This window comes from Pseudorhodoplanes sp. (genome assembly GCF_046289595.1).
Classification (GTDB): domain Bacteria; phylum Pseudomonadota; class Alphaproteobacteria; order Rhizobiales; family Xanthobacteraceae; genus Pseudorhodoplanes.
This window is the reverse complement of record NZ_JBKBVB010000075.1, coordinates 1-21,141: the sequence shown is the minus strand read 5'-3', so window position 1 is coordinate 21,141 and position 21,141 is coordinate 1. Positions and strand designations below refer to the sequence as shown.

Below are 21,141 nucleotides of genomic sequence, written 5' to 3'. Positions count from 1 at the left end.
GGACCGCGCGATCTTGCCGCGATCCGCGACGGCCTTGCTGCCGCGTCCGCGCTCGCCCTGCGCCTGTCGCAAACCGCGCAACTGCCGGACGAGATTGCAGCGACGACCGCGGCCCTGCGGCGTCCGCCGGACGCATTGACGCAAGAATTATCGGCGGCGCTCGCGGATGAACTGCCGCTATCCAGGCGCGACGGCGGCTTCGTCCGCGATCGCTACAGCGACGCGCTCGACGAGACCCGCGCGCTGCGCGAGGGCTCGCGCAAGGTGATCGCCGAGTTGCAGGCGCGCTATGCCGAGGAGACCGGCATCCGGATCCTCAAGATCCGGCATAACAATGTGCTCGGCTATTTCGTCGAAGTCACGGCGCAGCATGGCGACAAGCTGATGGCTGCGCCCTTGAATGCGCACTTCATCCATCGCCAGACGCTTTCCGGACAAGTGCGATTCACCACCACCGAACTCGGCGAACTCGAGGCGAAGATCGTGAGCGCGGCCGATCGTGCGCTCGGGCTTGAACTCGACATTTTCGATCGTCTCTCGGCGCAAATTCAGGCGGCGAGTGCCGATATCAAGGCCGCAGCCGAGGCGCTGGCGGCACTCGACGTCGCCGCGGCGCTGGCGGCGCTCGCCGTCGAGCGCGATTATGTGCGGCCGGACATCAGCCGCTCGCTCGATTTCGTCGTCGAAGGCGGCCGGCATCCGGTGGTCGAGCAGTCGCTCAGCGAGCCCTTCATCGCCAATGATTGCGACCTGTCCGCGCCGGCGGATCAGGACAGGCGCGCAGCCGCCGGCCGGATCTGGCTGCTGACCGGCCCGAACATGGCCGGCAAATCCACATTTCTGCGCCAGAACGCGCTGATCGCGATCCTCGCCCAGATGGGGAGCTTCGTGCCGGCCAGGCGCGCCGCAATCGGCATCGTGGACCGGCTGTTCTCCCGTGTCGGCGCCGCCGACGATCTGGCGCGCGGCCGCTCCACCTTCATGGTGGAGATGGTCGAGACCGCGGCGATCCTCAATCAGGCCACCGAGCGCTCGCTGGTCATCCTCGACGAAATCGGCCGCGGCACCGCAACATTCGACGGATTGTCGATCGCCTGGGCGACTGTCGAGCATCTGCACGAGGTGAATCGCTGCCGGGCGCTGTTTGCGACGCATTTTCATGAACTGACCGCGCTCGCCGCCAAGCTGCCGCGCCTGCACAATGCCACCATGCGGGTGAAGGAATGGCAGGGTGACGTGGTGTTTCTTCATGAGGTCGTGCCGGGCGCAGCCGACCGGTCCTATGGCATTCAGGTCGCCAAACTCGCCGGACTTCCGGAGAGCGTGATCGAGCGGGCGAAAGTCGTGCTCGCCGGGCTTGAGGCGGAGGAGCGCGGCAAACCGGTGCGCGGCTTCGAGGATCTGCCGCTGTTTCAGGCGGCGCGTCCGGCGTCCGCTGCACCCGCACCGTCTCCGCGCGATGCGGCGATCGCTGCCCTGCAATCGCTGCATCCAGACGAGATGTCGCCGCGCGAGGCGCTGGATGCGCTTTATGCGCTGAAGGCGAAGCTGCCGCCGGGGGCCTGAGCCATTATTCCATCGGCAAACGGGCGCGGAATTGCGTGCGCCAGGTCCACAGCGCCGCGTTCCATACCAGCGACGCAGACAACGCAATCAGCAGCGCCCACCATTCCCCGAGCGATACGGAGAAAAAATAGACCGCAAGGAATGCCGGGATCAGCCCGAGCATCGGGATTTGCGCATGCGCGATCACATTGGATGTCGCAAGACCGCCGATTCGGTTATGCAGGATCACGATGAAGCTCGACATCGCCATCGGAAAGACCGCGAAGATGCCGGACGCGAACGCGCCGATGGAGTGGCTCAGGGTCGTGACGACGATCACGAAGACGGAGACGGCGGCGGCGCGCAGCGGAATATCGTAGGCCTTCGATACGACGGCTGCCTTCGGGAAGGACGCCGCCCGCAATTTCGCCGTCGCCCAGATGGCGAGCGCTGCGACCCCGCCATTCAGCGCGATCGCCGACCAGACCGAAAAATCGAGATGGCGCAAGGTGAATGCGCTGACGAACCAGACCACAAGGGCGCCGCCCAGCCCGACGATCAGCGAGAAACGCGCCGCCAGCAGCGCATAGACCGCGGCGAAGGTCACGCCCGCAGCATTGGCGGTCAGGCTGCCAAGCGCCGACTTCGAGATGAAGTCCGGCGAATGCTCGAACGCCATGACGATATAGGCCGCGCCGACCGAGGTCGGCAGAGATGCGATCATGGCGCCGAGAAACGGCCCGCCGCGCTCCACGATCATCGATGCCGAGACGATGATTGCGGAGGTGAGCGCGGCCTTGAACAGCAGCGAAAGCAGAAAATAGTCCGAGGGGCCCATGGGGCTTGATGTAACCGGAGGTTGTTGCTCTGTACCGGAGTTGTGCCGGTTGCGCCAGCCCCGAATGTTCGGGCGGCAACAGTTATGACCAATTGGATGTGGTTCGCAAAATCAATTCGGTGAAAGCACGACGCGCCCTATCACGTTGCCATCCCTCAAATCGTTCAAGCTCTTGTTCACGCTATCGAGGGGACGAACCTCGACCGGCATGTGCGGCATTGGCGAACGCCGAAGCAGTGCAATCAGTTCCTTCAGTTCGGGCAAGCTGCCGGTATAGGAGCCCTGCAGAGTCATGGCGCGCATCGGAATGTACGGCGTCGGAATTGTAACTTCGCCGCCGAACAACCCGACGACGACCAGATGACCGCCCTTGGTCAAGAGATCGACCCCAAGCTGCACGGTGGAACTTGAGCCGACGAAATCGACCACCGCCCAAATGCGATCGTTCACGATCGCCTGGATTTGCGCAGCGGCATCGGAAGCGCGGCCATCGACAACGGCAAGCGCACCCGCCTGCATCGCGGCCTCACGCTTCTTGGCATCGATATCGACGACGATTGCGCCGCGCGCCTGCATCGCGCGCAGGATCGCCAGCGCCATCAGCCCGACGCCGCCGGCCCCGATCACGACCAGGGGTTCGCTTTGCAGAAGCCCGCCGAACTTCTTCAGTGCGCCATAGGCGGTCAGGCCGGAACAGGCCAGCGGCGCCGCCTGTTCCTGTGGCATATCTCCGAAATCGATCAGGCAACGCGGATGCGGAACCATCAGGTGGTCGCTGAAGCCGCCCGGCCGGAACGCGCCGACGAATTGCGGCCTCAGGCAGAGCTGCTCGTCGCCGCGGCGGCACACGGCGCAGCTGCCACAACCGATCCACGGATAGACCAGACGCACATCGCCGATGGCGACACCCGCGGCCTCCGGTCCAACCGCAACCACACGTCCCACATTCTCGTGCCCGAGCGTCAGCGGAAGTTTCAGCCCGCGGTCCGTGAGCCGCATCACCTTGCCGCCGCCGAGGTCATACACGCCTTCCCAGAAATGGATATCGCTGTGGCAGATGCCGGCGGCGGTGACTTCCAGAAGCACTTCGGTTCCGGACGGCGCCGGCGTTGGCTGCTCGCGCAGTTGCAACGGCGCGCCGCATTCGCAAACCTCATAGGACTTCATGTTCGCCCCCTCCCGTGACGCACCGTTTGGCGCAAAGCTTATCCGTTCTCCGGCGCTTTTCATCTGCTGCCGTTAACCCTTGATCTTAAAGCACTTTTCATGTCGCCAGCCGGCGCAGCACCGCATTAAACTTCATCAACCGGCGCCGTTAAGGCCGTGACAGCCGCCATGGGCTCCGCTATCCCCGTCCGTCATGTTGTCCCCGGATCAGACACCCCGCGCCGCGAGCGAATTGTTCGACGCCGACGCTGCCACGCAGGAATTGGCAGCGCTGGCCAAGGCGCATTCCGGCCGCGACAAGGAACTGCGGATCGCTGTCGCCCAGTACATGAAGGGGGAACTTCGCCGCGGCCGGGAGAAGGCCGAGCAACTTCTGCTCAAGGAACGTCATGGCCGGCGCTGCGCCGAGCGGCTTTGCGCCATGCAGGACGACATCATTCGCGTCCTGTTCGAGTTTGCCGGACAGCGGCTTTACCCGTCTGAGAATCCGTCCGAGGCCGAACGCATGGCGGTGATCGCCACCGGCGGCTATGGCCGCGGTTTGCTGGCTCCGGAATCCGACATCGATCTGCTGTTTCTGCTGCCCTACAAGCAGACCGCCTGGGGCGAGTCCGTTGCCGAGGCGATCCTGTATTGCCTTTGGGACATGGGCCTGAAGGTCGGGCACGCGACCCGTTCGGTGGACGAATGCATCCGCCAGGCCAATGCGGATATGACGATCCGCACAGCCATCCTCGAAGCGCGTTTCCTGAACGGCGACCGCGCCCTGTTCGACGAGCTGGTGACGCGCTTCGACCGCAATGTCGTGCAAGGCACCGCCCCCGACTTCGTCGCCGCCAAGCTCGCCGAACGCGAGGAGCGACTGCGCAAGACCGGCCAGTCGCGCTATCTGGTCGAGCCCAATGTCAAGGACGGCAAGGGCGGCCTGCGCGACCTGCACACGCTGTTCTGGATCGGGAAATATGTCTACCGCGTCCGCAATGTCGAAGAACTGGTCGATCACGGCGTCTTCGACCAGGACGAACTGAAGCTGTTCCGCCGCTGCGAGGAATTCCTGTGGTCGGTGCGCTGCCACATGCATTTCCTGACCGGCCGTCCTGAGGAGCGCCTGTCCTTCGACATCCAGCAAGAGATCGCGGTGCGGCTCGGCTATACCGAGCATCCGGGCCTGCGCGACGTCGAACGCTTCATGAAGCACTACTTTCTGACTGCGAAGCATGTCGGCGATCTCACCGCAATCCTGTGCGCGGCGCTCGAGGCCGATCACACAAAGCCCGCGCCGATGCTCGGCCGCATGATCGCGCGATTGCGCCCCAATAGCGGACGCCGGTCACTGACGGAGTCCGACGACTTCATCGTCGACAATAACCGCATCAATATCGTGCGGCCCGACGTGTTCGAGCGCGACCCGGTCAATCTCATCCGCATTTTCTACCTGGCCCAGAAACACAATCTCGCATTCCATCCCGATGCGATGCGCACTGCGACGCGGTCGCTGTCGCTGATCAAGAAGGATCTGCGCGAGAATGAGGAAGCCAACCGGCTGTTCTTCGAAATCCTGACGTCCCACCACGACGTCGAGACGGTGCTGCGCCGCATGAACGAGGCCGGCGTGCTCGGAGCCTTCGTGCGCGCATTCGGCCGCGTGGTCGCGATGATGCAGTTCAACATGTATCATCACTATACGGTCGACGAGCACTTGATCCGCTGCATGGGCGTGATCGCGGAGATCGAGGCCGGCACCAACGACGAATACGGCCTCGCCAACGAGCTGGTGAAGAAGCTGTCGCCGCGCCAGCGCGCGCTCCTGCGGATCACGCTGTTTCTGCACGACATTGCCAAGGGCCGGGTCGAGGATCATTCGATCGCCGGCGCGCGGGTGGCCCGGCGCTTCTGCCCGCGCATCGGCCTGAGCAGCGCCGAGACCGAAACCGTCGCCTGGCTGATCGAAAACCATCTCGTGATGTCCACGGTGGCGCAATCCCGCGACCTCTCCGATCGCAAGACCATCGAGAATTTCGCCGGCATCGTGCAGTCGCTGGACCGGCTCAAGCTGCTCTTGGTGCTGACCACGGCGGACATTCGCGCGGTCGGGCCCGGGGTCTGGAACGGATGGAAGGCGCAGCTCCTGCGCACGCTCTATTACGAAGCCGAACCGGCGCTGACAGGCGGCTTCTCTGAGGTCAATCGCGAACGGCGCGTGGCAATGGCTCAGGCGGAATTCCGGGCCGCGCTGACGGATTGGCCTGCGGAGGAAATCGACAGCTATATCGCGCGGCATTATCCGGCCTACTGGCTCAAGGTCGAGCTGCCGCGGAAGATTGCGCATGCGCATTTCCTGCGCGACGCCTGGAGTACCGGAAAGACCCTGGCAACGCAGGTCTCCTTCGATCCGGTGCGGGGGGTGACCGAGCTGACCGTGATCGCGCCCGATCATCCGCGGCTGTTGTCGATCATCGCCGGCGCCTGCGCCGCCGCCGGCGCCAACATCGTCGATGCGCAGATCTACACGACCACCGATGGGCTGGCGCTCGACACGATCTCGGTAACGCGCGAGTTCGACCGCGACGAGGACGAAGGACGCCGGGCCGACCGCATCGCCGACACGATCGAAAAGGCGCTGCGCGGCGAAATCAGGATGCCCGACATCGTCGCCCGCAAGGCTGCGCCAAAAGGGCGGATCAAGGCCTTTGCGCTCGAACCTGAGGTCAACATCAACAATGAATGGTCGAACCGTTACACCGTGGTCGAAGTCACCGGCCTCGACCGGCCGGGCCTGCTTTATGAGCTGACGGCGACGCTCTCCAAGCTGTCGCTCAACATCACTTCGGCGCATGTCGCGACCTTCGGCGAGCGCGTGGTCGACGTATTTTACGTCACCGATCTCCTAGGCGCGAAAATCGCCTCGCCGACCCGGCAGGCTGCGATCAAGCGCGCCCTGCTCGCACTTTTCCCGCGCCAGGGCCACGCCGAAGGCGAGAAACGGGCGGCCGGGGCCTCATAGCGACGCACTGGCACGGCGCTGCAGAGCTGGGGCGGCGTCGGCGATCATGCTCAGCAACGCCTCCGATAGGGAAATGAAAAAGGCGCCGGAGCCCCTGCTCCGGCGCCTTTTCGCAACCGACGTCGCGAGGAATTACCGCTTCTTTTTCGGAGCTGCTGCCGGCTTCGGCGTCCACAGGCTCTGCCAGGCGTAATAGGGCTGCATGAATGCAGCAGTGACGAACTTCTGGCCAGCCGCATTCGGGTTGGCCGGAGCCGCGGATTTCTTGGACGCAGCGAGCGCCGCGCTCGGAGCCGCGGCCACGATAACGAGAGCAAGAAGAAGAGCGCCTTTGCGCATTTTAATCCCCAGAGTTGAAATCACCGGTCGATCCGGCCGGGCCGGATCATGCACAAAAGCAGCCGCTTGAGAATGAAAAAGCGCCCAGTTTTCAAAGCTTTTCGGCCCATTGCGCCAACGCGTCGCAGAGTGGCAACAACAGCTCCCCTTAACCGGCCCTTAAACCGGCTTGCCTAGCCTCGCAGGTCATCCGCCACGGCGCGGCGGTGCGGCGGGGGGAGCGCTTTGGGACGGCGAAGCAAGTCCGTGCGCCGCGAGCCCAAATTCGATGTCGGCGGTCCCAACCGGGAGTTGCGCGCCGATCCTCAAGACCGGCTCGTCGGCAATGAAGAGACGGAACGCCGCGCGGCCAAAGCCGCGCGCACGCGGGCCCGCGCCGCCAAGCCCGCAGCGCAGCCGCAGAGCAGAACGGGATCGAAGAAACGGCGCCACCGGTCGCTGATCGGCGGCCTCGCCTATTGGAGCGTCGTGCTCGGCCTGTGGGCGGCAATTGCCGGGATCGCGCTGCTTGCCTGGGTGGCAGCGCATTTGCCGCCGATACAGTCGCTCGAGGTACCGAGACGCCCGCCATCGATCCAGATTGCCGGCACCGACGGACGGATTCTCACCGTTCGCGGCGACAGCGGGGTTTCGGCGAAGCTCAAGGAATTGCCGCCGCATGTGCCGCAGGCGTTCATCGCCATCGAGGATCGCCGCTTCTATTCGCATTTCGGCGTTGACCCGATCGGCATCGCGCGCGCGGCGCTGGCCAACGTCCTGCGCCGCGGTGTGTCGCAAGGCGGCTCGACCATCACCCAGCAGCTCGCCAAAAACCTGTTCCTGACCCAAGACCGCACCTATACCCGCAAGCTGCAGGAACTGGTTCTGGCGCTGTGGCTCGAATACAAGTTCACCAAGGACGAAATCCTCGAGCTTTACCTGAACCGGGTCTATTTCGGCGCCGGCGCCTACGGCGTCGAGGCGGCGGCGCAGCGCTATTTCGGCAAGCATGCGCGCCATACCAGCGTGCCGGAAGCGGCGATGCTGGCCGGCCTCGTGCGCTCACCCTCGCGTCTGGCGCCGACGCGCAATCCGGACGGAGCGGAGCGCCGGGCGCAGGTGGTGATCTCGGCCATGAGCGATTCCGGGTTCATCAGCGACAAGACCGCCAAAACGGCGATTGCCCAGCCCGCCCGCGCGCTGAAGCAGAAGACCACCGGCTCGATCAATTATGTCGCCGACTGGATCATGGACGTGCTCGATGATCTGGTCGGCCGGGTCGAAGACGACATTGTCGTGGAAACGTCGATCGATCCGGCGTTGCAGCTTTTCGCCGAGCAGGCGCTGACCGAGGAACTCGCAATGCGCGGCGGCAAGCTCGGGGTCGAGCAGGGCGCCATCGTGGCGATGTCGCCGGACGGCGCAGTGCGCGCCATGGTCGGCGGCCGGGATTATGCGGAGAGCCAGTTCAACCGCGCGGTCGCGGCCAAACGCCAGCCGGGCTCTGCGTTCAAGCCGTTCGTCTACCTCACCGCGCTGGAACGCGGCCTGACGCCGGACACGATCCGCGAGGACCGGCCTGTGACCGTGAAGGGCTGGCGGCCGGAAAATTACACCCGCGAGCATTACGGACCGGTGACGCTGACTCAGGCGCTCGCCTTGTCGCTCAATACCGTCGCGGTGCGGCTGACGCTGGAATTCGGCCCGGCCGCGGTCATCCGCACCGCGCACCGGCTCGGCATCGCCTCGAAGCTCGAGCCCAATGCCTCGATCGCACTCGGTACGTCGGAAGTCTCGGTGCTGGAGATGGTGTCCGCCTTCGCGGTCTTTGCCAATAACGGCATGGCGATCGCCCCGCATGTGGTGGAGCGCATCCGCAGCAAGGACGGCACGGTCCGATATCAGCGGCGGCCGCAGAGCCTCGGCCAGATCGTCGAACCGCATCATGTGGCGATGATGAATACGATGATGCAGGAGACCCTTCTGACCGGCACCGGCCGCAGGGCCGACCTGATGGGCCGGCCCGCGGCGGGCAAGACCGGCACCAGCCAGGATTTCCGTGACGGCTGGTTCGTAGGCTATACTGCCCAGCTCGTCACCGGCGTCTGGCTCGGCAACGACGATTCCTCGCCGACCAAAAAAATGACCGGCGGCAATCTGCCGTCCGATATCTGGGCGCGCTTCATGAAGAATGCGCATCGCAATCTGCCCGTTGCCAGTCTCCCCGGCGTGCATGGCGGCATCGCGCTGCCTTATCCCGTTTCGCAGAGCTATGGGCACATGACGGCAAGCGGTCCGGGCGATCGGCCGGTTCCGCCGGGCGCCATCCCCGGCCGGGCGACACAGGTTCCGGCAACGCGCAGCGACGGCATGGACAGCTGGCTGCTCGACCGCCTGCTGGGCCGGCGCTGAGCCGCTAGCGCGCGGGCCTTGAGTGCAACGGCCGCCACAGCAGCAGCACCAGGATCGCCATCGCCAGCACCGCGAGCGCCGCCGGCCAGGCGCTGTCCCGGATCGATGCCACCACCCATGCGCTGAGCAGCGCCGCGCTCACCTGTGGCGCAAAGCCGAGCAGCGAGGATGCAGCCCCCGCCCGCTCCGCCGCGCAGGACAGACCGCCCGCGATGGTCTGCGGAAACAGCAGGCCAAAGCCCAGAAGGTTGAGGCCGACCGCGAGCGCGATCCAGACCACGGACTGAAGTTCGAGCGCCACCGCCGCGCATATCGCAAGCGCGCCTGCGAGCATGATCGCCGCGCCATATCCCATGGTGCGCACGATCCCGGCACGGACCACAATGCGGGTCGCGATCAGTGTGCCGGCCAGATAGCCCACCGCAGAGCCGGCAATCGCCAGCGACATGACGAAGGGCGTGAGGCCGAACCGGCTGTTGTAGATGAACGGCACCGCCACCAGCCACGCGATCAGCCCGGTATAGGACACCGTCCCGATCAGAAGGTAGAGCCTGAAATCACGATCGCGCAACAGATCGCGGTAGCCGGCGAGCATCGAGGCCAGCGACAGGCGGGCGTCCGGCTTTCCGGCGAGCGTCTCCGGCATCTTCAGCGCCACCGTGAGCGTCAGCGCAAAGCCGAAGACAAGCAAGGCGGCAAAGGACGAGCGCCACCCGAACACCGCATGCAATGCGCCGCCGATCAGCGGCGCCGAGACCGGGCCGAAGGCCATGACGAGGCCGATCATCGACAATTCCCGGCCGGCCCGTGCACCGCTGTAGAAGTCGCGCACCACCGCGCGCGCCAGCACGATGGCGCCCGAGCCGCCGAAGGCCTGCAACACCCGCGCGCCGATCAGAACGTCGATCGAGGGCGCAAGCAGACAGATCAGGCTGCCGGCGCAATAGCACGACAGCGCAACCAGCAAGCCGGAGCGCCGCCCATACCAGTCGGAAATCGGGCCATAGCCGATTTGTCCGAGCGCAAAACCGAACAGATAGGCCGACATCGTCAGCTGCACTTGCGAGGGCGACACGCCGAAGGCGCGCCCGATATCCGGCAGCGTCGGCAGGTAGAGATCGGTCGACAGCGGCGCGAGCGCGGTCAAGGCGGCGAGCAGCGCCGTCAGCGCAAAGGTGTTGGGTTTGAGCATCGCAGCGGCGGCGGTTCAACGCCGCGTGCGGCGTCCTGCTTCGATGGGAACGTCCGGCTCGGTCCGGGCGCGCGGCAAACCGTAGCGGTGAAGCTCGGTGCCGTGCATGTCAAGCCACGCTTTCGCACGCCTCACATTCGGGCAGAGCCGGTCCACCAGCCGCCAGAAGCGCGGCGAGTGGTTCATCTCGACCAGATGCGCAACCTCATGGGCAGCGAGATAGTCCAGCACGAAAGGCGGCGCGAGAATGAGTCGCCAGGAATAGGACAATACGCCGGTCGTCGAGCACGAGCCCCAGCGGCTCGACGGATCGCGGATCGACACGGCTTTCAGCGTGACGCCGATCTGTCCGGCGAAGGCGCGGCTGGCGCGTTCGAGATCGGCCCGTGCTTCTTTGCGGAGGAAATCGCCAACCCGGCGGTCGATATGGGGCGTATCGCCGGCCACGCAGAGCCTGCGTTCGCCGTCCTCGGTTGTTTCGGCCCAGACTGTGCCGCGCTCGCCCTTGCGGTGCACGATCCGGTGCGGCTCGCCGCGCAGCGGAACCACGCCGCCATGGGCGAACGGTTCGGCCTTGGGCAGATGATGCAGGCGCGAGGCGATCCAGGCGCCGTGCTTCTGTGCAAAATCCTTGGCTTCCTTGAGACAGCCCCGTGGCGGCATGGTCAGGACGATTTCGCGCGTGGCCGCCTGGATGCGCAACGTATAACGGCGCGCCTGCCGGTGGCGGCGCACCCGCACCAGATAGATGTTCTTGTCGTGGACGACCTGAATGGCCTTTGGTTCGGTCGGCCGCCGGTACAGGAGCGCGCGGAGCGGCATGGCACCCTCGACTGCTTCGACCTGCGATACTGCCATAGCCGGGTTTCCAAACATCCCCTTTTGCGAAAAATAAATCTGAACTACCGGGTGTAGGCCTCGCGGATGAGACTACCAAATCCTGACTGAAAGAGTGAGTTAAAATTCATTCTTTCGCGTCGCGAGAAAGCGCGACCGTCATGATTCCGTTGGACGCGGATCATGGTCGCCGCGATGCCCAACGCACCCGGCTGATGCATGACGCGCGTGGCGCAAACCGGAGGCATCCGGCCTGCGCGTGAGGGGCGGACGGCGCGCCGACAGACGCGGGCCGTACCGAATGCTGCGCACCATTGCTGGCGCACAGCCGCCTCTCGGCGCACCGTCCAAAGCGGCGTTCTTCTGCGAAAGCGGTCTTCGCATTCAGGCGTTCGGGCCGCGTTTGCGTCCCTGTGCCGACCGGGCACAGGCCGTTCAGCGAGCTCCTCGCGCACGGGTCGTAGTGCCCGTAGAGCGGGTTCCCGAAGCCTCCCGGTGTCTGCGTGCGAGGCAGACAGCAGGCGCCGCACCTTGGCTCCGCCATCAAGAACGCCTCCGGACGGCGCCCCTCACCGAGCAAGGCAGGCATAGGAATATTATGCTATAGGAATTTCGTCAAGAGATTTCGAGCGGGTGCGGTGTCAAGCCATGTGCAGATTTTGGCCGCCTGCATTCACGCCACGGCGCGTGGCACCGGCCGCAGCGCCTTGGTGCGCCCGCTCTGGCTGGTCAGCACGAAATCGGCAATGCGCGGCGCAATTTCGGCGCGGAAACGCGAGCCGTTGAACACGCCGTAATGGCCGACGCCGGGCTGCACATAATGCGCCTTGCGGTCGGCCGGGATGTTCACGCACAGCTTGTGCGCCGCCTCGGTCTGGCCAAGGCCGGAAATGTCGTCCTTTTCGCCCTCGATCGTGAGCAGCGCGACATTGCGGATCGCCGACGGATCGATCCGCACTCCGCGATGCATCATCTCGCCCTTGGGCAGCAGATGTTTCACGAACACGGTGTCGACGGTCTGCAGATAGAATTCCGCGGTCAGGTCCATGACCGCGAGATATTCGTCGTAGAACTCGCGATGTTTCTGGGCGGAATCGCCGTCGCCCTTGACGAGATGGAAGAACAGCTCCTTGTGGGCGTCGACATGGCGGTCCAGATTCATGCTGACGAAGCCGTTGAGCTGCAGGAATCCCGGATAGACGTCGCGCATCACGCCCGGATGCGGGAACGGCACCTTGGTGATGACGTTGCGCCGGAACCAGTCGACGCCGCGGTCTTCCGCGAGCTTGTTGACGGCGGTCGGGTTGACCCGGGTGTCGATCGGGCCGCCCATCAGGGTCATCGAATACGGCACATAGGGGTCGCGTTCGGCTTCCATGCGGGCGACCGCGGCGAGCACCGGCACCGAAGGCTGGCACACCGCGATCAGGTGACAGTCGCCGCCCAGTGCATGCAGGATCGAGATGATGTAATCGATATAGTCGTCGAGATCGAAGCGCCCCTCCGAAAGCGGCACGAGCCGCGCATCGATCCACTCGGTGATGTAGACATCGTGGTTCGGCAGAAAAGCCTCGACGGTGCCGCGCAGCAGCGTCGCATAATGGCCGGACATCGGCGCAACGATCACCACCTTGGGCTGAGGGCGGCGCGGCACGGTTCGCAAGACGCGCTCGAAATGCAAAAGCCTGCAGAACGGCCGCTCCCAGACCGGCGTGATATGCACGTCGACCTGCTCGCCGCCGACAACGGTCGTCTTGATATTCCAATCCGGCTTGCCGTAGCGGCGGGTGAAGCGCTCGAACATTTCGGCAGACGCCGCAAGCGTCTTGCCCATGGTCGTATGCGACCACGGATTGAGCGGATTTTTCATGTAGAGTCGCGTGACGTCGGCGAAGGCGCGAACGGGATTCAGCGCTGCGTGGCTCAGCTCGTAGAGCCAATACATGCCATTCGACAGAACTGGCCCGGCTTGTGCCGGCAATTCCGGCGCGGCACCGAATTCCCCGATCGCGATGTTTTTTTCCGGCATCCGGTATGGTCTCTTTTTGCCCCGATGATCTGGTTGCCCCACCGTCATTTTGCAACGCAACATCAGGCCTTTTGTTCGCGCCGTCAATATAGGCGAGAGACCTTCTCAACTGATTACAGAATAATCACTCGCCCGCCTGCATTAATGTTCCCGCGGTACGGGCGCTGTTCAGCAGCGCCAGAAACCCAATAACGGCGGCCAAAAAATAACCGGCATTGAGCGCGAAGGCCCAAATCATGAGGTCCGCGCGGAAGGTCTGGTCGATCAGCAGCGCGCGCATGCCTTCGAACACATAGGTCGGCGGCAGCATCCAGGCGACCGGCTGGAGCCAGCCCGGCAGGATCGAAACCGGGTAATAGACGCAGGTCAACGGCAGCAACAGGAACATGATGGTCCAGGCCATGCTCTCCGCGCCCATGCCATTGCGCAGCACGATTCCCGAAACGAGAATTCCGACCGCCCAGCTTGTCAGGATCAAATTCATAAAGAAGGCGGCCAGCGCAAAGCCGAAGCTGTAAAGATTGAAATCGAAAAATGCCAAGGCGAGGATCGTGACCGGCACCATCCCGATGGCGAGGCGAACGATGCTCATGATCATCAGCGCGCAGATGAATTCGCCCGGCCGCAGCGGGCTCATCATCAGGTTGCCCATGTTGCGCGCCCACATCTCCTCCAGAAATGAGATCGAGAAGCCGAGCTGGCCGCGGAACAGGATGTCCCAGAGCAGCACCGCGCCGATGAAGGTGCCGCCCGCCTTGGCAAAGAAGCCGGCATTCTCCGAGATGTAGAGCTGCAGGAAGCCCCACATCAGCATCTGCACCGCCGGCCAGTAAATCAATTCCAGCAGCCGCGGCCAGGACGAACGCAGGAGATACCAGTAACGCAGGATCATCGCGAAGATGCGGCTCGGCGAGAATGCGTTCGCGTCGTTGGCGGCACCGGGAGCGTTCATTGCGCAGCCTCCTGCGCCTGCCGCCGGCCGCGGGCGATGTCGAGAAAGACCTCCTCGAGAGTTTCCCGGCCGTAGCGCACCAGCAAGGTTTCGGGCGGTGCATCGTCGACGATCTGGCCGCGCTTCATCATGATGACGCGATCGCACAGCCTTTCGACTTCGGCCATGTTGTGCGAGGCGAGCAGGATGGTGGCGCCGCGCGCGCTGCGATAGCGTTCGATTTCGGCGCGCACCCAATCGGCCGTATCCGGATCGAGCGATGCGGTCGGCTCGTCGAGCAGCAATATCTCCGGTTGGTTGATCAGCGCCTTGGCCAGAGAGACACGGGTTTTCTGCCCGGCCGACAGCTTGCCGCTCGGCCGATCCAGGAATTCGTTGAGATCGAATTGGTTCGCCAGATCGCCGATGCGGCGGGTGAGATCGGGGACGCCATAGAGCGTGCCGAACACCGTCAGGTTCTGGCGCACCGTCAACCGCATCGGCATATCGACATAGGGGCTCTCGAAATTCATCCGGTGCAGAACCCGATGGCGCTGCCGCGGCATCTCGGCGCCCAGCACCGCGACATGGCCGGAGGTCGGCGTGACGAGGCCCATGATCATGGCGATTGTGGTGGTCTTGCCCGCACCGTTACCGCCGAGCAGGGCGGTCACCGAGCCCGGTTCCAGCGCGAAGGAAATGCCAGCCACCGCCATGCCGCCCTTGTAGACTTTGACGGCGCGGTCGAGAACGATGGCGGGTTCGGCGGGCATGCGGCGTCCGGCGGATGATAACGCATTGATGTGCCCGTCCCGCTCGGCAAGCGCAAGTGTGCCGCCGCCGTTCCGCCGCTAAGGCATCCCGCGGGCCAATTGCCCCTGCGCGGATCGGCGCAGTTTTATGCTACGAGCAGCCGGAACTAGACTTGAGGCATGTCCTCCATGGATCTCGACCGCCTTCCGATGCCACGCCGCGCTGTGCGGCTGGATACGCTGGTCCGTCTGCGCTGGCTCTCGATCATCGGCCAGACTTCGGCGGTGCTGATTGTCTATTTCGGGCTCGAATTCGACCTGCCGATCTATGCCTGTCTGGCGGTGATCGCGCTGTCGGCCTGGCTGAACGTCGCGCTGCGGATCAGGTTCCAGCAGGCGCGGCGGCTCGAGCCGAGCCGCGCGGCCTGGCTGCTCGCCTTCGATATCGGTCAGCTTGCCGTGCTGATGTATCTGACCGGCGGGCTCGACAATCCGTTCTCGTTCTTCTTTCTCGGGCCGGTGCTGCTGTCGGCGACGGCACTGCCGGCGCGGATGACACTGATGCTCGGCCTCTTCGCCATCACCTGTGCGACGCTGCTGATTTTCTTCCACGAACCGCTGCCATGGTCGGAAGATTACGGCCCGATGCCGGTGCTGCCGAATTTCTACATGCTCGGGGTCTGGTTCTCCATCGCGCTGGCGATCTTCTTCATCAGCATCTATGCATGGCAGATCAGCGAGGAATCGCGCCAGCTCGTCAACGCGCTGGCGGCGACCGAACTGGTGCTGGCGCGGGAGCAGCATCTCACCCAGATCGACGGCCTGGCCGCCGCCGCCGCCCATGCGCTTGGTACGCCTTTATCGACCATTTCGGTGATCGCGCGCGAACTGGAGCGCGAGATCGATCCGACGTCGTCGCATGCCGAGGATGTGCGGCTGCTGCGCGAGCAGGCGCAAAGGTGCCGCGACATTCTCGCCAATCTCAACGAGTTGCAGGCCGAGGGCGTGCCGTTCGACGGGCTGCCGCTATCCACGTTGCTGCAGGAGGTTGCGGAGCCGCATCGGCATTTCGGCATCACCATCGATGTGAAGCTGCCGGCCGGGCAACCGTCGCCGGTCGCCGCACGCAATCCGGCAATCCTGTATGGACTCGGCAACCTGGTGGAGAATGCTGTCGATTTTGCACGTGACCGCGTCGAGATCGCAGCCGAATGGACCGCGGACTCCGTGTCCGTTGTCATCTCCGACGACGGACCGGGTTTTGCTCCCGAGGTGATCGGAAGGATCGGGGAGCCCTATGTTCGCAGCCGCAGGCTGCGACGAATGTACGCAACCGGCGACACCGGAATGGGTCTGGGGTTCTTCATCGCGAAAACCCTTCTGGAGCGGACCGGTGCGAAGTTAACCTTCGTAAACCGGGCCTTTCCTGAAAGCGGGGCCGTGGTCTCGATCCGGTGGCCCCGCGAGGCGTTCGAGTTTCAGGCGCCGCCCGAGCTTGAGCCCAAAGCCGCGAGTGCCTAATTATGGCAGACGGGCGGCTTCGGAGGTTTCCATGTCCTTGCAACCGGCAATTCCAAATGACCGCTCATTGCTCATCGTCGAGGACGACAAGTCGTTTTTGATGCGGCTTGCGCGTGCCATGGAAGGCCGCGGCTTCACTGTCACCACCGCCGAGTCGGTATCCGAAGGATTGATGCAGGTGGAAAAGTCCGCACCGGCCTTCGCCGTGGTCGACATGCGTCTCGGGGACGGGAACGGCCTCGACGTCATCTCCGCCTTGAAACGACGGCGGCCCGAGGCGCGCGGCATCGTGCTCACGGGCTACGGCAACATCGCCACCGCCGTGAATGCCGTGAAGCTTGGCGCGGTCGACTATCTCGCCAAGCCCGCCGACGCCGACGACGTGGCCAATGCATTGCTGTCGCTCGAAGGCCAGAAGCCCGAACCGCCGGAAAACCCGATGTCGGCCGACCGCGTGCGCTGGGAGCATATCCAGCGCATCTACGAATTGTGCGGCCGCAACGTGTCTGAGACCGCGCGGCAGCTCAACATGCATCGCCGCACCCTGCAGCGGATCCTGGCAAAGCGCGCCCCGCGCTGACGATCAGCGCGCAGCGCTGATCGCATCCGCAAACACCGGCGCTCGGATTTACGCCCTCTCCCCTTGAGCGACAGGCCTGCTGGCGTGTCTCACTGCGCGTGGGCGCGTGCTTGCGCGGCCGCGCGTCTATCCGAACGGAGCGCGGCAGCCATCCCGCGCAGACATTTTCGCGCAAATCCCGGTTGCGTGAATCATAAATACACTCTATAGTTGTATTCGTCATCAGGTGCACGTCGGCCCGCCTGCCGCCGGAACAACCCGCACAGGCTCATCGCACCTTGCATCCGGACACACGAACTCGGCGCTCACACCGCGGGGAGGCGGTCGCACCATGTCGAACGACATCAATCTCAAACCCGGTCATGGCCGTGCCGGCCGTCAACCGACCGCCGAGTCGCTGGCACGGCAACGCCTGAGCGGCCACGACGACCCCGGCATGTTCGGCCGGATGTTTCCCGACCTGCCGCCGCTCGAGGTCGAGGACGGACCGCTTATCGAGCTGGCGAACGCGATGCGCGATGCCAATCCCGCCAGCCCGGACGGCAACATCGCCGACGGCACCAGGGTGATCGTGCCGGCCGGCTTCACCTATCTCGGGCAGTTCGTCGATCACGACATCACGCTCGACATGACTTCGATCGGCGACAAGATCGCCGACCCCGACGGCATCGAGAATTTCCGCACGCCGGCACTCGATCTCGATGCGATCTACGGGCTCGGGCCGGACGGCAGCCGCCAGCTCTATGCGCGCAACCCGGAAGCCGGCGGCGGCAAGACGCCGGGGCCGAAATTCCTGATCGGCAAGACCATCAATGTCGGTTTCGGCGGCGTGACCGGCAATCACCGCAACGACCTGCCGCGCAACCCGGAAGGCTTCGCGCTGATCGGCGATCATCGCAACGACGAGAACCTGGTCGTCGCACAGACGCATCTCGCCTTCCTGAAATTCCACAATGCGATCTGCGACCAAATCCCCGGTTCAGGAACAGCGCCGGAAAAGGTCTTTTCCGAAGCACGGCGTATCGTCAGCTGGCATTATCAATGGATGGTGCTGCACGATTTCGTCGAGCGCCTCACCGAACCCGGCATCGTCGCACGCATTCTCGAACGCGGCCGCAAATTCTACCGCTTCAAGAAGCTGCCCTATATGCCGGTGGAATTTTCCGCCGCCGCCTTCCGCTTCGGCCATTCCATGGTGCGCGAGCGCTACAGCCACAATCGCATCTTCACCGGAACCAACGCGGCGACGCTCAAGGATTTGTTCGACTTTACAGGATTGTCGGGCGAGATCATCGGCGACCTCGCGCCGGTACCGTCGCCGGGCCGGCTTCCGCAGCCGGTGCTGCCGTCGAACTGGATCATCGACTGGCGGCGCTATTTCGATTTCGGACCCGGCGTCAACCCCGCCGATGTGCCGCTGAATCCGGCGCGGAAAATAGATCCGTTTCTGATCCCGCAATTGTTCGGTCTCCCCGGCGAGACCGACCCGAACCGCGCCAGCCTCGCCTTCCGCAATCTCAAGCGCGGCGTCCTGTTGAAGCTGCCGTCCGGCCAGTCGGTCGCCGGCGCGATGGGTATCCGCGATCCGCTGACGCCGGATGAGATCGCAAGCGGCGCCGACGGCGCCGTCGCCAGGCGGCACGGCCTGCATCAGAAGACGCCGCTTTGGTATTATATCCTGAAAGAGGCCGCGATCCGGGGCCGCGGCGAAAGACTCGGTCCGGTCGGCGCGACCATCGTCGCCGAAGTGCTGATCGGCCTCGTGCATGGCGACCGCGAATCCTATCTGTGGCGGCGCGGCGTGAACTGGCGGCCAGAGCTCCCGGCGAAGACTCCCGGCACCTTCACGATGACCGATCTGCTGCGCCTGGTCGGCGATATTTCGCCGATCGACGGAATCGGGAGATTGCCGTAGCGCGGGTACAGCTTCGGACACTGCCGAAGCGCGTTCAGGTGTGGCGCAGCGCCTCGATCGGATCGAGCTTCGAGGCGCGGTGCGCCGGATACCAGCCGAAGAACACGCCGACCAGCCCGGAGAACACGACCGCAAGCACGATCGAGGCGGGCTCGATCAGCAGCGGCCAGCCGGCGGCATTGGAAATCAGATAGGCGGCGCCGACGCCGAGCATCACCCCGATGGCGCCGCCGATGGCGGCAAGGCCGGTCGCCTCGAACAGAAATTGCCGCAGGATGTCCCATTGCCGCGCGCCAAGCGCCAGGCGCAGCCCGATCTCGCGGGTGCGCTCGGTGACCGACACCAGCATAATATTCATGATGCCGATACCGCCGACCGCAAGCGACACGCCGGCGACCGCGGCGAGCAGCAGCGCCAGCGTGCGCGCGCTGGCTTCCCGGGTCGCGGCGATATCGGCGAGATTGCGGATCGAGAAATCGTCCTCCTGACCGGGCTGCAGCCGGTGGCGCTGGCGCAGCAGCGTCTTCACCTCGTCCTCCACCAGACTGATATTCTCACCCTCCAGAACCTTCACATAGATCGAGCCGACGGCGCGCGCATTGGCGAGATTGCGGCCGAGCACGCGCTGACGCGCGGTATTGAGCGGCACGAAGGCAACATCGTCCTGATCGGTGCCCCAGGTGGTCTGGCCCTTGCGCGCCATCACGCCGACGATGCGCAGCGGCACGTTGCGGATGCGCAATTCCTGACCGACCGGATCGATGCCGCCGAACAGGTTGCGCGCCACCGTCTGTCCGAGAATGACCACCTGCGCGCCGCGCGCGATCTCCTCGGGCTCGAATGCGCGCCCGAACTCCACATCCCAGTCGCGCGCCTCGAACCAGCCGGCATCGATGCCGAATACCGCGCTCGACCAGTTCATGCCGCCGGCGACGATCTGCCCGGTGCCGCGCATGTTCGGCGCCGTGACCTGAACACCGGGTATCTCCGCCATGATCGCGGCGGCATCCTCGTCGGTCAGCGAGGACGCGGCACCCGCCCCCATGCGCACGCCGCCGGCGGTGACGTTGCCGGGCGTGACGATCAGCAGATTGGAACCGAGGCTGCGGATCTGCGCCACCACCTGCTCGCGCGCACCGCCGCCGACCGCGACCATCGCGATCACCGCGCCGACGCCGATGATAATGCCGAGCATGGTCAGCGCGCTGCGCAGCTTGTGCAGACGCAGCGCGTCGAGCGCCGACGAGATGGCGTCGCGATTGGTCATTCCGCCGCCTCCTGATGGCCATGATGCGTCTTTGGCATCTGTTCGAGCCGCCTCGCGGCATCGACCGGCTCATGACGGCTGTCGGACAATACGCGCCCGTCGAGAAAGCGGATCAGCCGGTTTGCGTAAGCGGCGACATCCGCTTCATGCGTGACGACCACGACCGTCGTGCCCTCGCGGTTCAGCTCCTGAAACAATGCCATGATCTCGACCGAGGTGCGGCTGTCGAGCGCGCCGGTCGGCTCGTCGGCGAGCAGCATTTTCGGATTGTTGACCAGCGCGCGCGCCACCGCGACGCGTTGCTGCTGACCGCCGGACAATTGCGTCGGCCGGTGATGAATGCGCTCGCCGAGGCCGACCCGCGTCAGCGCCGCGATCGCCTTGTCCCTGCGCAGGGCGCGATCCGTCTCGGCATACAGCATCGGCAACTCGACATTGGCGAGCGCATCGAGACGGTCGAGCAGATTGAATTGCTGGAAGACGAAGCCGATCTTTCTGTTGCGCACGGCCGCCAGCGCATCGCGGCTCAGCGTCGAGACCAGGTCGCCGTCGAGCCGATACGATCCCGAGGTCGGCTTGTCGAGGCAGCCGACCACATTCATGAAGGTCGACTTGCCCGATCCCGACGGTCCCATCACCGCGACGAAGTCGCCTTCGTCGATGGCGAGCGAAACGCCGTCGAGCGCGGTCACGGTCTCACCACCAAGCTTGTAAAGACGCGTCAGGTTCTCGGTTTCGATCAGCGGCATGATCAGAAGCCGAATCGCGGGCCGCGCGGGGCGGCGGCGCCGGGCCTGCCGCCGCCGCCGACGATGACCTCGGCGCCGGCGTCG

Annotated in this window: 16 protein-coding genes; 6 read left to right on the top strand and 10 right to left on the bottom strand. The window is 64.7% G+C overall.

Translation table 11 applies throughout. From position 1 onward, the window contains the following. The coding region (gene mutS / locus ACK41X_RS15435; RefSeq protein WP_409725002.1) for a DNA mismatch repair protein MutS at positions 1 to 1,566 on the top strand (1,566 nt) is incomplete at its 5' end. A 4-nt stretch (positions 1,567 to 1,570) separates the two neighbouring features. Here the strand turns inward: mutS and ACK41X_RS15430 are convergent. Both ACK41X_RS15430 and ACK41X_RS15425 read right to left on the bottom strand, forming a co-directional pair. After that, complete coding sequence (locus ACK41X_RS15430; protein WP_409724999.1) at positions 1,571 to 2,383, bottom strand: hypothetical protein; 813 nt, start codon at positions 2,381 to 2,383, stop codon at positions 1,571 to 1,573. A gap of 111 nt (positions 2,384 to 2,494) precedes the next feature. Next, positions 2,495 to 3,550 carry an alcohol dehydrogenase gene (locus tag ACK41X_RS15425; RefSeq protein WP_409724997.1) on the bottom strand — a complete coding sequence of 352 codons (1,056 nt, stop codon included), beginning with the start codon at positions 3,548 to 3,550 and terminating at the stop codon, positions 2,495 to 2,497. A gap of 193 nt (positions 3,551 to 3,743) precedes the next feature. On the opposite strand from ACK41X_RS15425, the gene ACK41X_RS15420 reads away from it, so the two are divergent. Beyond that, positions 3,744 to 6,554, top strand: a complete 2,811-nt coding sequence (locus tag ACK41X_RS15420) for a [protein-PII] uridylyltransferase (protein ID WP_409724994.1) — start codon at positions 3,744 to 3,746, stop codon at positions 6,552 to 6,554. 132 nt (positions 6,555 to 6,686) lie between these two features. On the opposite strand, the gene ACK41X_RS15415 is transcribed toward ACK41X_RS15420, so the two are convergent. After that, a complete protein-coding gene (locus ACK41X_RS15415; RefSeq protein ID WP_409724991.1) occupies positions 6,687 to 6,893 on the bottom strand; it encodes a hypothetical protein in 207 nt (68 codons plus the stop codon). A 246-nt stretch (positions 6,894 to 7,139) separates the two neighbouring features. Between ACK41X_RS15415 and ACK41X_RS15410 the strand changes: the two genes are divergently transcribed. Continuing rightward, the gene (locus tag ACK41X_RS15410) at positions 7,140 to 9,284 is read left to right on the top strand and encodes a transglycosylase domain-containing protein (RefSeq protein WP_409724988.1); all 2,145 of its coding nucleotides are present in this window, start codon (positions 7,140 to 7,142) and stop codon (positions 9,282 to 9,284) included. A gap of 4 nt (positions 9,285 to 9,288) precedes the next feature. Here ACK41X_RS15410 and ACK41X_RS15405 read toward each other — a convergent pair whose 3' ends face one another. The 5 genes from ACK41X_RS15405 to ACK41X_RS15385 all read right to left on the bottom strand — a co-directional run bounded on the left by ACK41X_RS15405 (position 9,289) and on the right by ACK41X_RS15385 (position 15,046). Then, the gene (locus ACK41X_RS15405; RefSeq protein WP_409724985.1) at positions 9,289 to 10,476 is read right to left on the bottom strand and encodes a multidrug effflux MFS transporter; all 1,188 of its coding nucleotides are present in this window, start codon (positions 10,474 to 10,476) and stop codon (positions 9,289 to 9,291) included. A 15-nt stretch (positions 10,477 to 10,491) separates the two neighbouring features. Further along, positions 10,492 to 11,298, bottom strand: coding sequence for a M48 family metallopeptidase (locus ACK41X_RS15400; RefSeq protein WP_409725008.1), 807 nt, complete (start codon positions 11,296 to 11,298; stop codon positions 10,492 to 10,494). A 688-nt stretch (positions 11,299 to 11,986) separates the two neighbouring features. Continuing rightward, positions 11,987 to 13,327 carry a polyhydroxyalkanoate depolymerase gene (locus ACK41X_RS15395; RefSeq protein ID WP_409725005.1) on the bottom strand — a complete coding sequence of 447 codons (1,341 nt, stop codon included), beginning with the start codon at positions 13,325 to 13,327 and terminating at the stop codon, positions 11,987 to 11,989. A gap of 139 nt (positions 13,328 to 13,466) precedes the next feature. Further along, positions 13,467 to 14,294, bottom strand: a complete 828-nt coding sequence (locus tag ACK41X_RS15390; RefSeq protein ID WP_409724982.1) for an ABC transporter permease — start codon at positions 14,292 to 14,294, stop codon at positions 13,467 to 13,469. Further along, positions 14,291 to 15,046 carry an ABC transporter ATP-binding protein gene (locus tag ACK41X_RS15385; RefSeq protein ID WP_409724979.1) on the bottom strand — a complete coding sequence of 252 codons (756 nt, stop codon included), beginning with the start codon at positions 15,044 to 15,046 and terminating at the stop codon, positions 14,291 to 14,293. The genes ACK41X_RS15390 and ACK41X_RS15385 overlap by 4 nt, the downstream gene beginning before the upstream one ends. A 189-nt stretch (positions 15,047 to 15,235) precedes the next feature. Between ACK41X_RS15385 and ACK41X_RS15380 the strand changes: the two genes are divergently transcribed. From ACK41X_RS15380 to ACK41X_RS15370, 3 genes are all read left to right on the top strand, one after another. Further along, positions 15,236 to 16,546 (top strand): ActS/PrrB/RegB family redox-sensitive histidine kinase, encoded by a 1,311-nt coding sequence (locus ACK41X_RS15380; RefSeq protein WP_409724976.1) that lies wholly within the window; start codon positions 15,236 to 15,238, stop codon positions 16,544 to 16,546. 31 nt (positions 16,547 to 16,577) lie between these two features. Further along, entirely contained in the window at positions 16,578 to 17,126 is a 549-nt protein-coding gene (locus tag ACK41X_RS15375; RefSeq protein WP_409724973.1) for an ActR/PrrA/RegA family redox response regulator transcription factor, read from the top strand. Between the two features lie 331 nt (positions 17,127 to 17,457). Next, the gene (locus tag ACK41X_RS15370; RefSeq protein ID WP_409724970.1) at positions 17,458 to 19,041 is read left to right on the top strand and encodes a peroxidase family protein; all 1,584 of its coding nucleotides are present in this window, start codon (positions 17,458 to 17,460) and stop codon (positions 19,039 to 19,041) included. Between the two features lie 34 nt (positions 19,042 to 19,075). Here the strand turns inward: ACK41X_RS15370 and ACK41X_RS15365 are convergent, their stop codons facing one another. Continuing rightward, positions 19,076 to 20,308 (bottom strand): ABC transporter permease, encoded by a 1,233-nt coding sequence (locus ACK41X_RS15365; RefSeq protein ID WP_409724967.1) that lies wholly within the window; start codon positions 20,306 to 20,308, stop codon positions 19,076 to 19,078. Then, on the bottom strand, positions 20,305 to 21,057 hold the full coding sequence (locus tag ACK41X_RS15360; protein ID WP_409724964.1) for an ABC transporter ATP-binding protein: 753 nt from the start codon (positions 21,055 to 21,057) through the stop codon (positions 20,305 to 20,307). Before ACK41X_RS15360 ends, ACK41X_RS15365 begins: the two co-directional genes overlap by 4 nt. Between the last annotated feature and the right edge of the window lie 84 nt (positions 21,058 to 21,141).